The sequence below is a fragment of the Bacillus sp. DJP31 genome (genome assembly GCF_049310945.1).
Lineage (GTDB): Bacteria > Bacillota > Bacilli > Bacillales > SA4 > Bacillus_BS.
In genome coordinates, this window is sequence record NZ_JBMERO010000045.1 from 1 (window position 1) to 15,283 (window position 15,283).

General features: G+C 33.7%; 13 protein-coding genes. 3 read left to right on the plus strand and 10 right to left on the minus strand.

Translation table 11 applies throughout. From position 1 onward, the window contains the following. Positions 1 to 87 precede the first annotated feature (87 nt). From ACOI1C_RS21340 to ACOI1C_RS21355, 4 genes are all read right to left on the minus strand, one after another. Positions 88 to 696 (minus strand): hypothetical protein, encoded by a 609-nt coding sequence (locus tag ACOI1C_RS21340; RefSeq protein WP_422512587.1) that lies wholly within the window; start codon positions 694 to 696, stop codon positions 88 to 90. A 463-nt stretch (positions 697 to 1,159) separates the two neighbouring features. Further along, the gene (locus ACOI1C_RS21345) at positions 1,160 to 3,121 is read right to left on the minus strand and encodes an excinuclease ABC subunit C (RefSeq protein ID WP_422512588.1); all 1,962 of its coding nucleotides are present in this window, start codon (positions 3,119 to 3,121) and stop codon (positions 1,160 to 1,162) included. Between the two features lie 677 nt (positions 3,122 to 3,798). Beyond that, positions 3,799 to 4,584, minus strand: a complete 786-nt coding sequence (locus ACOI1C_RS21350) for a DUF5677 domain-containing protein (protein ID WP_422512603.1) — start codon at positions 4,582 to 4,584, stop codon at positions 3,799 to 3,801. A gap of 43 nt (positions 4,585 to 4,627) precedes the next feature. Further along, positions 4,628 to 4,768, minus strand: coding sequence for a hypothetical protein (locus ACOI1C_RS21355; RefSeq protein WP_422512590.1), 141 nt, complete (start codon positions 4,766 to 4,768; stop codon positions 4,628 to 4,630). A gap of 310 nt (positions 4,769 to 5,078) precedes the next feature. Here ACOI1C_RS21355 and ACOI1C_RS21360 point away from each other — a divergent pair, with 310 nt between their 5' ends. Beyond that, positions 5,079 to 5,369, plus strand: coding sequence for a hypothetical protein (locus tag ACOI1C_RS21360; protein ID WP_422512591.1), 291 nt, complete (start codon positions 5,079 to 5,081; stop codon positions 5,367 to 5,369). A 656-nt stretch (positions 5,370 to 6,025) separates the two neighbouring features. Here ACOI1C_RS21360 and ACOI1C_RS21365 read toward each other — a convergent pair. Genes ACOI1C_RS21365 through ACOI1C_RS21380 form a run of 4 tightly spaced genes read right to left on the minus strand, consistent with a single transcriptional unit; the run spans position 6,026 to position 13,178 of the window. Further along, the gene (locus ACOI1C_RS21365) at positions 6,026 to 6,709 is read right to left on the minus strand and encodes a hypothetical protein (protein ID WP_422512592.1); all 684 of its coding nucleotides are present in this window, start codon (positions 6,707 to 6,709) and stop codon (positions 6,026 to 6,028) included. Further along, positions 6,696 to 9,650: a dynamin family protein gene (locus tag ACOI1C_RS21370; protein WP_422512594.1), complete on the minus strand. Its 2,955-nt coding sequence runs from the start codon at positions 9,648 to 9,650 to the stop codon at positions 6,696 to 6,698. The genes ACOI1C_RS21365 and ACOI1C_RS21370 overlap by 14 nt, the downstream gene beginning before the upstream one ends. A gap of 12 nt (positions 9,651 to 9,662) precedes the next feature. Beyond that, positions 9,663 to 11,297, minus strand: coding sequence for a hypothetical protein (locus ACOI1C_RS21375; protein WP_422512595.1), 1,635 nt, complete (start codon positions 11,295 to 11,297; stop codon positions 9,663 to 9,665). Positions 11,298 to 11,300: 3 nt separating this feature from the next. Further along, entirely contained in the window at positions 11,301 to 13,178 is a 1,878-nt protein-coding gene (locus ACOI1C_RS21380) for a dynamin family protein (RefSeq protein WP_422512597.1), read from the minus strand. A 183-nt stretch (positions 13,179 to 13,361) separates the two neighbouring features. Here ACOI1C_RS21380 and ACOI1C_RS21385 point away from each other — a divergent pair, with 183 nt between their 5' ends. Then, on the plus strand, positions 13,362 to 13,652 hold the full coding sequence (locus ACOI1C_RS21385) for a recombinase family protein (protein ID WP_422512599.1): 291 nt from the start codon (positions 13,362 to 13,364) through the stop codon (positions 13,650 to 13,652). Positions 13,653 to 13,983: 331 nt separating this feature from the next. Then, positions 13,984 to 14,157, plus strand: a complete 174-nt coding sequence (locus tag ACOI1C_RS21390; RefSeq protein ID WP_422512600.1) for a hypothetical protein — start codon at positions 13,984 to 13,986, stop codon at positions 14,155 to 14,157. A gap of 151 nt (positions 14,158 to 14,308) precedes the next feature. Here ACOI1C_RS21390 and ACOI1C_RS21395 read toward each other — a convergent pair whose 3' ends face one another. Together ACOI1C_RS21395 and ACOI1C_RS21400 are read right to left on the minus strand one after the other, a co-directional pair. Continuing rightward, complete coding sequence (locus ACOI1C_RS21395) at positions 14,309 to 14,794, minus strand: hypothetical protein (RefSeq protein ID WP_422512601.1); 486 nt, start codon at positions 14,792 to 14,794, stop codon at positions 14,309 to 14,311. Then, positions 14,785 to 15,093, minus strand: coding sequence for a site-specific integrase (locus ACOI1C_RS21400; RefSeq protein WP_422512602.1), 309 nt, complete (start codon positions 15,091 to 15,093; stop codon positions 14,785 to 14,787). The genes ACOI1C_RS21395 and ACOI1C_RS21400 overlap by 10 nt, the downstream gene beginning before the upstream one ends. Positions 15,094 to 15,283 lie beyond the last annotated feature (190 nt).

Sequence of the window (15,283 nt, forward strand, 5' to 3'; positions counted from 1 at the left end):
TAGCATTACCAAGCCCAAAATTGGCACAAACTGTTTTTAAGTTATCAATCATGGATTTGGTGTTAATCATTATATTTTCTGTATTCATTATGAAGCCCAGTTCCTCTCAGTAAAGTATTCTTGTGAAATACATGTTTCTATGAACTTCACTTGTTCCATGTTCACAGTAATGCGTTGCTTTTTGCAGGCTGAGATTATAAGCGGTTGTAAGGAACGTATAAAGAACGGCTCGTTATCAAGTACTCTCGCATTATGGGCGATCCTTTCGTCTGCCAGATTCTTGATTTCCATAAGAATTTGATGCGTTATGATGGCATTTGCTATCGGTGGAGGATTCTCCATAATACGCTTGTGTGTTCTCATATACTTGACATCGCCGCTGTACTTAGAAGCTAGCATCCTGTCAGAATGATTTTTTCTCTCTGCACGCTTTTTTAAATCATTCAGATCTTTTGTAATTTCCTTCATCTCATCAGCAGATAATTCCTCAATATTCTTCTTTTTAAACACACGTTTTAACTCATCAAGTAATGCAATGTGTTCTGGATCTTTGGGATCAAGACTACGTTCAACAATCTCCTGCCGTGTTTTTTCTAAAGCAGCACGGAAAGTATCTGCAATAACCATCTCTTCTTCCTTTATTTTCCTAAATCGGAATTCAATCTGATCAAGTGCCATATTTAAAACCGCTGACATGTCATCTGCCCTTTCCATGTTCTGGTAAAATGGGTATCCAATGTCATTGTAATATAAATATGGAATCCAACCTCTTTCCTTTTCATTCATAAATTCTAGCGTTGAGGTTGTACCATTACTGTTAACCTTAAGGCTTTGTAATGAGTCCCCTAATCTCCATAAAGCAATATTTTTAAGTACATCCCCTTTTGAATTGTCCCTAAACTTCGTTGAATTCTATTCCTTTTATGTATATAAACTATTCATACCTTTCTACTCCAATGGCAGCACAATTCAACTTTAAAATATTAGCTAGTTGGACCATTACTTCTAAAATTTTATTTCCTCATTTGAAGCTATATCCCTAATAAACAAAGAACAATATTAATTCCATTTATAGGTAAATGATTTAGATAGCATAATGATGAATACCCAGTCCCGAAGTTAAGCCTTAAATTCGTTTAAATATAAAAGAACTCTTTGTTTATTTACATAATGGGCAATAAAGTCTTTTTAGCAAATGATCACTGCGAATTCCCCAGGTATGTTCACAATATGTACAATGAGCTGTTACATTTTCTTTACTTGATATATAGTTCATTACATTGATTGCGCCCTTTGAATTCAATATTACTTTCTGTTTATATGCCTCTGCCCTTTTCTGCCTATTAATCTCTACCATTTCAGATTTATTCAATTTCTCTTCTTTTTTTGCCGGTTCTTTTTTCTGTATCCTTCTTACCTTTATATTCTTTTTGAATAATATCTGTTTTACCAAGTCATGCTCTAGTAAGTTATCATTCATTAAACACCTTTCTAAGCATTTGGATGACTCAGTGACATTTATATTGAATCGAGTATCTTCAATTGTAAATTTGTTGATTTCCTCTAAAACATGGATTAAATTAGTTAGATTTTTATTTTTTGTTAACGTATGATCATTGATCCCATGCTTATACTCAGCTTGAAGAGAAATACAGGAATTATCAATCTTATTATTAATTAAACTAGAAATAGTAAATGGTTCCCTTTTAAATACAAATACGTTATAAAAATCTTTCTCATAGTATTCAATTCCAGAAAGACTATTTCTTGTAAAATCATTATCAATATATATACTCTTTCCTGACTTCCTTCCCTCACTATCGATAACGCAGAAATCAACCCTAACGATATATTCATATTTATTAATATCAAGGTTTCGGTTAATTCCATTATTAGCAATAAATACCCTTATATGACAAGTATTAAATAAATCTTCACTAGTATCTAATGCTATTGAATTCGAGCTACATTTATCCCTTAATACAAAAGGAGAAAATTTAACTGAGGGAAATATTAACTCATATCTTTTAGGTCTCAGTTTATCATTCCAGTCTTCATACAATTCCATAGCTTTCTTGTAACGTTCGTTTTGTTCCGTTATTTCATCAATTTTATGTTCCACAGCATTTATTTGTTTCTCAAGGATAGTATAGAAATTAAGTTTACACTTCCTCGATTTTAAATATTTATTAAAGTGTTTTTTAAATATTGGCCGTTTTTCTGGTACTGAACTAATACTATAAATAAAATGCTCTATCGCTTCCTGATTAAACAGTTCAAACTCTCTTAATTTCTCACTAATTTCGTGGTCAAGAATGGTTAACGCTTTTTTATATTGTTCTTTAACTTTCCTATAATCGTTGATTACTTTATAAACCTTTTGCATTTTTTCATAATCAGGTATATATCGTAAACATAATTCATTGAGATTCTTCGTTACTATTTCAAACTTAAATTGTAGTTCTTCACTTAGGGGTTTTTCCTCTTTTACAAGGTCAGTAATGTCTTTAGGAATAGAGTGTTCAAAATTAAATCTTGTGTAGCCATACTCGTAAAAAATACTAATAAGTTCTAAATCTTTCTCCAATATATTTAAATAATTTAGTAACTCTGTTTGGTCTTGAGTATTGGAAAAACGCATGGATAGCCTTTTAAGAAAAGAACCCAATTGATTAAACCCCAAAAATGCAGGTAGTAATTTATTAAAATACTCTTGTTCTATTTTATCTAAATCAGTATCAATCTCTTCTATGATAACCATTCGGAAGTCCCTTAAAGTACATTGATTCTCTACCATAAATTTAAAAATCTTACATGACTTGAATTTACCTTCATAGAACGAAGTTGATTTAGAGAAAAAGTATTTGTGATATTCCTCATATGAGATTCGGTTTAAAGCTAATATTTCAGTTAGGTGTTGTTTATATCGTTTTTGGATATCCTTGGCTTGTCCTATATAAATTGGTACGATATTCTCCGAATGAAAATTATCTATGTATATCATGTATATGCCGGAATTGTTATGCTTTGTTTCTGATGTGACTTCCCTATGTGAATTTTTATTTATTAATCTCTTCGCTAAAAGTTTTATCTGATTAATGTTTGGCTGTTCTTTTTCCATAACGATCCCTCCTTCACTCATTTTTTTCACCTGTACACACAAATCAGTTCCAATCACAAGCTATTCCCATCATTATCTCTGTCTAAGTCATAAAGATCATAGCCAGGTCCTCCGTTCGACTCGTAAAATAACTGAACATCTTCTTGGGTGCTAAAGTCACCACAATCATGTTCAACGGACGTTTATCTTCCTCTTCATTCACTTCAATTCCCCACCGTCGATAGACAAAACTCTAAAACTTTTGTCTTCAAATTTAGGATAGTACCCATTGATTCTCATACCTTCCCATCTAAGCATCCAATAAACCCCTTTCCAATGATTACAAAATATTACAACATCGTTATTATAGCAAACTGTATTATTATAATTAATAGAATTATTGTTATATAATTGCTTTTTATATCTAACTAGTTTTAGTATCAATTTTAGAGTTAAATTGGAAAGAAAGTGCCTCTAAAACCTTCGTATTTCCGTGAATTCCTTCAAAATAAGTACATAAAAAAAACCTTAAACCCTTATTCACCAGGATTTAGGCTTCACAATTAAATTACATGTGAAGTACTTTAAACCCGACCCTATTAAAACAGGTACGCCAAAACTGATTAAAGGCAAGAAAACAAATCAGGGCTAATGATCCTGAATTGTTAGCATATGAACAAGCTGATTAGGCCCGTTCATCATTTAATCTTAAACTTATAATTTATCTTAATTAGTGCATTAAACTGTCTTAAAGGTTTTTTTAATCCATAAAAAGTGTAAATATTTCTTATACTTTCAACCAAAAAAAAATTGGCTAAACTGAGTTGCATATCACTACTGTATGTATTACTTAGAACAAATAATTCTCCGTCAAAAACTTTTATTCTTTTCATTACATCCTGAGCATGTACTTCATCAGAGAATCTTCTATAAAGAATATGGTATTCTGGTTCCATATCAAAATACTTGCAAAGTTCGAAGAAGTTCCTTGATTTATCTTCAAGATTATACCACTCAGCCCCTTCTGACCTAAGATTAAAAACATCTTCATAATTGGACTTAAGCTGCTCCAATTTCTCATCTGGTTCTATTCCAATTCTTGTCTTTAGGTCCTGTAAATCGGTTGCCAGCAATGACCTAATTCTTTTTCCGATTTCATCTTCTGCTAACATTGTTTTAAGTATTTTTAATTCTTTTCTTTTATTAGCTACATAATACGACCTACCTAAAATTTTATTATCTTCTGATAATAAAGTCTTAAGATATACAGTGTTTTCCATCATACCTCTAGCTAACGAATCAATACCAGCATCCATATTCTTTTCTATTAGAAGTTGCAATGCTTGTCCTTTTTTAAATAAATCTTCAAATACACCTAAAGTAACAGCATCCTGAATTTCAATTTTTTTATTTTTTTCTTCATAATGTTGAGTTAATATGTTTTCTACAACTTTATCAGCTTCCCTTAAAAGTACTTTTAACATTTTCAAGATGATTCCTCCTTATTTCACATTTCTCTTGATTTCCTTAAGTTGTTAAAATCATCTCTTTATATATTGAATAATTTAAATATGAATGCCCCATATCTCTTTGGTCAAAAGGATCTGCCTTTTCCATAACGAACTGTCCTTCAAATACATCCTCAATAAGGTTTACTTCTTTAGCCACTTCACCATCTAACTGTGAAAAAAGGTTTTACTGGGTCTTGTTTAACCTGAGTCTGCTTATCTTCTATCTGAATTTGCATTTCATATGCACGGTTCAACAACTACATGGAAAAAAGAAGATTTGGAGGGCTGGCATATGGTAATTCAACTACTCTTGTATTCTATATTTCTCAATGCCTGTAATGGATTGAAAAATCACCCTGCGCCTGTTACAATCAAGGCAAGAGTAACAAAGTAAATGCAGAAAATCTACATTATTGTTTTTTGGGTTAAAAGGTAAAAACATAAAACGTCATAAAGGGAGCGTTTTAATGAAATTCAGAGAAGATTATGACCATACGCGCATTGCCGGAAACCAAACGACGTTTTCAGGAGTTATAGAACAGCTTGGCAAAGAACGTATGGGGAGAGAAATAACCGATGAAGAAGCATGGAATTTAGTTGATACTTGGCATATGTACTTTACCGAAAAAAAGATAATTGAAAAATTCATCGAATGGTGGGGCGTTGTAGAAGGCACTTCGGTTGATGATATTTATATTCAAAACAATATGTTCTGGTATAAAGTTGATTGGAAAACCTATAACGATGGCAAACCATAACCCTGCATTGAAAACACCCTTTGGGAAAAATAGGCCAACGTTCGTTAGAAGCAAATGGTTTTCATCACCTGGGTATGTGGTGTTTTCGTTGTTCGAAAAACCAATAAAGAAAATAATGAAACTAATAGGTAGTCATTACAGATGATGTGGACCAATTATGGGAGCATCATCTATTTTTTTCACCTCATCTGTTATGTTGTTGTCCGCATTCCAGACCACCTTCTCTATCATGGATTCATCCCCATAATAACCCTGTTTGTCTCCTTACGCTGCGAATCCAGTTGTATGCAACACTAGGGATATCAACTTCTCTATTTACTTGTATCTATACTAATTTCTAGAGTTGTGATATTTTCCCCTGCAAAGTAAAAAGGAATTTCTATTTTAAAGCAGTAAACTGCGTCGTTAGTACATTAATTCGCAAACATCAACATTATATATTTATTCATAAATATTCAGAGATAATTCATAACTATTACCAAACATTACACCAGCACCCAGAAGAGTTTGTTTCAGTACATTCCTTTGCAAAATCATCAAAGATATTTATTGCGTAGTATCTAGTCTCTATGCAGCAAAGGATCTTATAAATGACATGACGATTTTTTGGAATGAAAAAATGATAAGCTCAGGTCCTTAGCCTAAGCTTATCATTTTTATTGAAACATGATAAACATCAATCCTCCAACTATGACAACAAATTGAAACCAATACAAAATAGTCATCCTTTTGTTTTTCTGTTTATTTGAAAGGCTTTCCTCTTTGTACAAATCTATCAGTTGATCTTGCTTTTGATTACTATTCATTATTATTTTACTTAATTCATTGACTTTATCCTGCATTTGGATACTAACCTGGTCAATTGATGCTAGTACTGTGGAATGATCTTTCCTTATTACACGATTCATTTCTTCTGTTGAATTCTGTACTAACTGCTGCAAGTTAGATAGCATCTCATTAAGATCTTTCCTATTTGTTTCTCCCATTCTATTTACAGAACTCAAGATTTCTTTTTCCATTTTTGCTATGGATTCATTTTGAGCTTCTACTAATTTAGGGATGGGGGTTAGTTCATCCTTAATAAACTCTTTAACAGTCTCGGTTGAACCAACATATTGACTGGTAAGACTAGTTATTGCTTCTGTAAGTATTCCATCGGATTTAGAGCTTTGCTCTTGTAATAAAGAGGACATTTCCTTTCTTTCATTTTCTAATCGATTAATAATTTCATCCGAAGTTGAATACCATAATCGGACTGTCTCCTCAAGCTTTTCGTTAAAGTCATGTTCTGCCTTATTCGCTTTCTGTTTAATGAGCTCTTTTATTTCAGTTGTATTCATTACGTTCCCTCGCTAGTTGAAGTTGATAGATGTTCTGAGATATTTTATTCCAGGCTGGAATGACATGCTCCTTAATATCATGAATCAATGATTGTATCCTAATGATATCAACATCTGAAGCCCTATTCAGCATTTCATACTCTTTCGTAATACCCTTTATTACCATCTCTTTGTAGAAAGTAAATAATTGAAAAGCTTCGTTATAGTATTGTTGAAATGATTTTTTCAGCATTTCGATTTGCTCTTTTAGCCAATCCTGGATATCCCAGCGTTTATAATCTCGATACTTACCAAAAGAAAAGGTTAACGGTGGCCATTCGTCAATGATGGTTTGCATCATTTTTCTGAGTTGTTCATATGGGATTGATCTAAGATGAGGCTCTGGTAGTTCAGGAATCGGCTCCTTTATATCTAAAGCTGATAGACTAAACTTGATCTCTAGCATATTCATTTCTATTTCATGTAAAATATCATCATCTAAATACATCTTATTAATAGCTTCAACTGCCTCTACTAATAAATCCACACTCTCTTTCCACGACTTTTTTGTATCTAGTCTATACGTAATGGAATGTGCAATTTCTTCTACTTCGCCAAGCTGACGAAATACATTGTTAGCATCAGGTGATAAACTCTCTAGCTCAATCCTTTTTTGTAATAGCTTTTCTTTTCGAAATATTTTATCCTTAAAATCCAGTTTCAATTGTAGAAGAGTTTCCTCTTGATTATGAAGCTTAGTATGAAGATGACTACGCCATTTTTCATTAAGCCTACTTAGATGATGCATCGGACCTAGCTTGCCAATATCCATCTTTAACTTCTCTCTTAATAGCCCATAGGATGGGAAATCACCTAAATATTCATCTTCAATTCCGTGCTTTATGACAGATTCTAAATTACACAAAAAGATATTTTCCTTCTTAAAACCAAAGTCAGTTAGAATATTTCGAAGATTAGAAAAGACACGTTCGATATCTTGCCATTTTCTTAGGTTCCTAAACCAATTGCAAAAGAAATACACATGATCACGAGATTTATTTTTATAAACGGAATTTAGGAGCGATAATAGTTTCCATAGCGATTCCTTCTCAAGATGCATGTCCATTTTAATCATGATCATGAGAATTCCTTTCGCATCTCTTAGATAACTTTCGGTAATTTCGTCATGAAGGTCAGTTATCGAACCTAAACCTGGAGTATCGATAATATTGGTTAGCTGTAAAAAATCATTTTGCAAATAAACAACTGCTTTGTTTAAAAGTAAATAACACTGTGGTGATTCTGCATATCCCTTATCCAAATCGGTCCCTTGAAATGTTTCCCATCCCGCTTCGTCTAAAACAATTTCTTCGACTAGCTGGGATGAAACAACATGTGCAGATAGTGTTACCCTTCTTATATCCACGAATTCATTTCCCACTAGGTTATCAAGAAAGATGTTATCGTTCCGAGACTTTGCGATTCCCTTCAAACGCACAAGAAAATCCTTTATTTTATCCTTATTAACTAACAGCTCTATTCCACCATTTCGTTGAATCGAGAGCTTGGCATTTTGTAACGTACCAATATCCAACAACTGTATGAGGGATTTGATTTCTTCAATAGAGTATAAATTAAATGAATGTACTTGAGATACAGTTGGATTTTTTCCCTCTGTTAAAAGTTCATCCTGGAAAATTTGTGTGCCAGGCTTCACATTGGGTAGAAGTTTTTTTCCACCAACATAAAAAGAGAGTGCTTCATCCTTTTTCTTCATGATGATGGTCTTTAAACCGCTTATATCAACGACTTCCTCTACAATAGCGTTAACTGGAGAAATTATTGCATAATCTTGCTCTTGATCTGGTTGCATAATCTCCAAGCGAACCGTTGGTTTATAATCAAATATTACTTTATTAGTATTATCCGCGCTGTAGCGAATCTCTGATAATATTGATGTATTATGAGTGGACGATGTTCGCAAATTTGCTCCTAATAACGTATTAATAAAGGTTGTTTTTCCAGCGCTAAAGGTACCGAGTATAGATATATTTGTAGCAAAGTGTAAAGCCTTTTCTGTTTCTTCTATTAATTCGTGGAAGAGGCTATTTGCTTCACTCGCTTTCATTTCCTTAATAAAGCTCTTTATTTGGGTGGACACATCTAGGAATTCGATCCCGAATTGTGCTGCAATCCAAGATGAGCCAATGTTTGGATACCGATGAACTGTCACCTTTCGAAGGTTTTCTCTTTGAATTAGAGTAAATATACCCTTCTGTTCATTAAAAATACCATTGTATTTATTATTTATGGCTTTTTCAATTTGAAGTAGTAGTCTCGAAATATCCTTTTCTAAGTTAGTCATAATCCCCAATTCGAAAAAATTGGAGGTTTCTTCGGTTGCCTCCAATAATGAGAATTGGAACGAAACGAATTCCTCTTGATAAACCTTTAGCTCGTTCTTAACTCTCATTAAGTGTTTAATATCCTTAAGAGCTTGAAAGTACTCCATTACTTCAGGAGCACCTTTATAAATATCTTGTTCCTTAAAAGCAACCGTATGAAACATTTTTCCGTACAAACGGTTTAAGCTATCGATATATTGACCGTAATTAAAGATTTCACCTTCAGGTATATCAAAAAATTGGTTACTTAATAGTAGTAAAGGAACTATTTTTACATTCGATTGCAACAGTGACTTTATTAATCTAATATCAGCTCTATCTAGTTCATGGTCTCCTAAGATAAGAATAAGGAATTCTTGTTCATCTACCGTAATATCATTTCTCGATATATGTTCAAACTTCACCCCTGATTGTTGTTGGAATGTAGTCGATTTTAAATAGTCCATACATACATCGGTAAAAAATAGGACAGGTACATACTCAAGACTCGGTACCTTTGTGTTTATGCCAAGCTTTTGTATATCGTCTAAAAAGGAGGAGACAAGCTGACTTTTCATAGACAGTACCCCCTATTTAATAAATTCTTTAATTGCTACGAATTTTTCCTCATGCTTTTTCGCAAGTTGATTATACAAGTCAATTATTTGATTTTGGTAGCTTTCCAGGCCTTCTTCCAACGACCCAATGACAGACTGCTTAGAGGAACTTATTTTTTCTTGAGCCATTTCTAACAGACTTTCACTTATAGAGCTAATAGCAGACTCCATCTCATGCTCAAATAACTCATGTCTAATCAGAGAATATTTTTGAGTCCAATAGGATTGATTCCCTTGAGAAGAATTTTCATCATTTTTTGTCTCATTTTCAGTATCACTAGAGTTGTTTGCATCTTGTTTATCCTCTGGTTTCTGTTCCTTATCCTTGGTCTTATCCTCTGTTTCATCTCTTGCTTCACCTTTATCGCTTTCACTTACCTTTCGTTCACCTCGAAGTGAATGGAAAAGCTTGATTTTAAAGGTAGAGGTTTTATCAACAATGATGTTTCGGTATTGACTAAGAATATCTGTATAAAGGCTTGTTTCAAGGTTATCTAGCCTAGAATATAACGGCTGTAAGAATGAATCATCTACTATAAGTTCATTTAGTTGATTCAATACTTCATCATCAACATCCGAAATCTTACTTAAAGCATCAATATCTCGGTATAAGCTTTTTTGCATATCATGAGCGACTACAGTAAGTTTTTCTTTTAGTGAAGTTGAATGATTATCTTTTATCTTTGTTATAGCTACATTATATAAAGCAATAAGAGCATTTTGAACGGAAGCAAATAGATGTTCATTTAAAGGTAGCTCCCCTTCATCTTCGACAATTTTACCTTTTACCATATTCCATGTAATCGTACCTAGCTCCTCAAGGAATGTTTGCTGTAAATCATTCATGTCCGTTCTAAAATTTCTAAATTGCAGCTGCAAGCTGTTAAAATTTTGCATCATTAATTTCTTTTCACTAGAAAGCGATTGGCGTGTCTGTAAATAATCCTTGTGAATGTTCAAGACATGCTCAAAAACTTGATTATACGTATGACTTACATATTTCTCTGTTTGTTCACTTTTTGAGCGACTTAGCTTCTCTTTTATTATGTCATTTACTTGAACTAACTGTTTGGTAATAGGGAGGATTTGTGATACCTTTTCACTTTTCGGACCACATGCGTAAACATGCACGGTTTCTATTTCAAAAGCTTGTCCCGCTTCTGAAATCTTTCGCATAATGACTTCTTCCTTCTTCGGCACTTGCTGGAGTTCTCCTAACAAAATAAAAGTTCGTTTATGATAGGAGCGAATTGAATTAATAATGGTATAAATTCCTGTTGGAGCAATTCTCAGCGCCGTTGTTAGTAGGATTATAAAGTCTGAGGCAAGAGACTCATTCACAATTCCTTGTAAATACTCTTCAGAATAGTCTTCAAAGGTTGGCTCAGTAATATATTCATACCTTATCCAATTATCAGCTAATTCTGGAGGTAGTGAATCATTGAATTCGGCTAATAGCTTTTTGTTTGTTGCTAAGATACTAATTACTGGTCTTTCCTCTTGTAAAGCCTCTTCCGCCCTTTTTACTTGAGAGATTAACCGTTCTGTTAGAAAGGGTGTGACCAATTGAATCTTAGTAATCTGTGTTTCCATTATTGTATTTTCCAACGTTTATTCTCCCTTCGCTAAGCTAGATAGCTCATGCTGTCGATCATCCAGGATGCTTTGTAGGTCTTTAATGGCTTGCTCTAAGTTTACTAACTGACTCTCTTCATTTCCTAAATTCAACCCATGTTCAGCTAATAATTTATCAAACATTCTTTCGCAAGCATCGTGAAGGGATAATCCTTCTTTCGCTATTTGATTTTTTAATTCATAACGTTGGTTTGAAATCATAACTTTTGCTCGTAGCTTGGCATTTACTCGATGTTTTTCAAGAGGATCTTGAAAAATAGCTTGCAATAGGAATATAACTACTACTGCTGCATCAACGATTGCTCCGCCTGGAATAAGGGCAATGACAGCGAATATACCTGCAGCTCCTATTAGGGCAGTTAATAGTTTTGTTAAGATGCCACCAATTGTTTTACCAAGTATGGAATCAACAAATTCTGATGATATTTTAACTCCACTATGTCCTTCAGTAGATAACTGTTCATTAAAATCCTTTATAAAGCGATTCCACCTAGCTTCAACGATAATCTTTACATCCTCAACAAAATCCTCAATTAATTGATCCAACCAACTTGGCTGTTCATCAAGCTTCAAATACTTACTTCTAAATTCCTCTGTCAGCTTTTCAGCTACTACATTTGAATCCTTTGCTTTCACTGCATCAACTAACATCTTAAAATTTAGCATTCTCATTTTATCTTCAATAAACGTATTGGAGTTCGCAATACAGCTTTGAATGATATCATCTACTTTGTCTGCTGCTAGCTTACGAATCTTACCCTTTAGCTCCATTCGGATATCTGAGCGTGCATCCTTTTGTTCTGACAGCCATGTTTTTTTAGAGTCTAGCTTCGCCTTTTGTACTTTCAACTCTTTTAGGTCAGAAGATAACAAATCATTTACATTTAATAGTGATACCTTCACATTATTGGAGATTCGACGAAGCTTTTCTTTCGTTTTTACATTAGCATCGTTTAGAAAACTGCTACTGAAAAAGGATTTGAACTCCTGATCGCCCCAATGTTCTTCGATTTCACGGTCCTCTTGTTTTGCCTTGTCTATTTCACGGGCATAATATTTAAGAATAGGCTTGTCTGGTGAAATAAACGAACTTAAACTCGATCGAATGGACTCCTTCATTTCCTCAGGGGTAACAACACCTGAAATCTCGTCTTCTTCATCTGCCCAAACATTAATAAATGGCACTACATTCGATTGAATATTTTTTAGAATCTTTAAGTCATTTAAGTCACTTCCAGATGGTTCAGGAGCATTTGTGGCTATAACCCAAAAAACCTGTTCTGCCTCAGTAAGCTTTTGATGTGTTAATTCCGTATGGGTATGCCAATTTTTGGAACCAGTCCCTGGTAAGTCTAAAAAATTACAAATCTCTAAAATCGGGTGTTCAAAATAATAAACTACCTCAACTAATTTTTCTGCCTTTCCTTTTAAATGCGGATTTTCGTCCATAAACACTTGGCTTGTAAACTGTTTCGCTTCAACCCAAGACATTTCCGCGGTTGATCCGTCCTCAAAAACAAGCTTAGCCTCAGCCTGATCTTTAGAGGTCCGATAGCAAATTCGAATACTTTTTGCCGTGTCAGGTCTATCCTGCTCGCTTAAGCGTGCATTACCTTTTAAACCTAGCAAGCTATTAATAACGGTCGATTTCCCAGAATTAAACATTCCAACAAAAGCAATCGTATACTCCGCATTAGATGTCTCAATCTGTCTTTTAATATCTCTTACATATCGGTCATAGCTAACTACGTTTAATCCTAAGTTCGCTTTATATCCGTTAATCAGATCTATTTTTTCATTTAACTCATCTATTAAACCCTTCATAAATGGAGATAGTTGATTGATCCTTGTCATTAGTATCCTCCTAAAATTATCCTTGTGGGATAATTACCTATAATTTCATATTTTACACTAAAAACACTATTTTAGGTTATTAATCCAACATTAATAAGAATTTTAAAACGGCTTGCTATATAGATAGAACTAGGCAACTCTTACTTAATAAATGTGGCTCTTCGCTGTTTGGTGTCGAAGAGAATGAAAATTGATATATTCATAGTCGATTTGACATGGAGCTTGATACATAATGAAGATAGGCTTGCAAGAGTAAGTAACCACCACCAATCATTAGACTTACAAATTTACGCACTCGAAAAAGCAGGTTGTGAGAAGATTTTTCAAGAGAAAATTAGCGGAATGAAAGCTATATTAACTGACTACACAGAATTGAAACCATTAAGTAATGGAAAACATTTACTATATAATATAAAACACCTGCTCCTTTCTTGGTTAAAGAAGTGGAACGGGTTATTAGGTATAACACAATGATAATTATGTGAATTAAACCAATACTCCCTAATGACTAATTTCCAACTAACGATATCCAAAAAATCACTTTCTATTGAATCTGAGGTAATATCATGTATAAACAAGGCGAACGATATACACCTGAGGAAAGAAATATCATAGAAATGTTAGCAACAAGGCATTTATGAACCTTTATTACCTTATCCAGATAATGCTGTCAGATAATTTAGTAGAAAAAGTCAAGGACTTTAGAAGTGGAAAAGCCTAATCCTCCTTAATTCCACCGAGGAATTAGGCTATGGTCTAGAGGAAGTTGATTCAAACCTGGCGTTAATTAAGCGGGAAAAAAACATTGGAATATTTAATTGAAAATCGGGCTATGGAAATTGCCATTAGAATAGAAGGGCTAAATGAAGAAAAAGCCCAAAAGGTTCGCAACATAATTGTCGTGCTTATCCTGGCCATCCAAATATCCTACCTCCAATCCGTCGCACGAAGGTACACAACCGCAACACTTCTATTTTAAAAAGATGTTCAGCAATAGCCCCTTTTTAGTTTAAGTGAGACTCTCCACAAAGGTAAATTTTTAACTTGTTAAAATAAGTTTGATACAAATGAAAAAGGCGTAAATCTGTTTAGATTTACGCTATGTTTTAGTAAATTGTTGAACATCTTCTTCATAACCTAATAACCTCTCTCCGTATCTTGATACAGCGACTTAGCCAGTTCAAATTACTTTTATTGAAGAAATCAACAATTCTACTTAGCAGAGGCAATTTTATAACTTTTTCCCATCCCAGAATTTTATTGATTCTATTCGTAATCCAGTTGATTTGCTTATTCTGTAGCGGTTTTCCTGATAACCCATTCAACAGCTGTTCGTCCGGTTGGAGGTCATAGTGCTGGATATGATGCTTTATTTGTTCCAAAAGACGAGGTGGAATAGGGAAATATTGAAAAGTATGTTTATTATTGATCACCCCTGGCTTATAGATGATGAGTTCTTTATCCAGTAATACATCTTTGACTTTTATTTGTGATAAGGCATGACCTCGCAGCCCGGTATTAAATAACACGCCAATCGTCACCATTACATCTTGCCCCTCTTCACGTTTTAAATAGTCAACCGTTTCGTACACTTTAATAATTTCATCTAACTCCATTGCTCTGAATGGTAACCCACAGCTTCAGGGATTACTGTTGCTTGAAAAGGGTTACTTATAATCGTTCCCATTGCCTGATAAAACTTAAAGAGACTGGCTAGAGATGCTTTTCTGCGTTGCGTGGTTTTAAAGGCCACCTTTTCTTCGTTTGACCAATTAATCCATCTATTTACGTGGTGAAGAGAAATATTTCCTAAAGTCGGTTCAATTCCTTCTTGTAAGCTAAAATCTTCAAAATGATCAACATCTCCAAGATAAGCATTATATGTGTTGTCACTCCATACTCGAAACTCTCGCATTTCTTCTAAGGCTTCTCGGAGTGTCCAAGTTGCTGATGCTCTTACCTTTGATTTCTATCATTATTTTCTCCTCCAATAAACAACAAAAAGCACCCGAATAATTAAGAGTTTAATATAGATAGAATGATTCTACCTACATTTTTTCCTAAGAATCCAGGTGCTTCCTGTTATTTCATCTTATTTACTTATA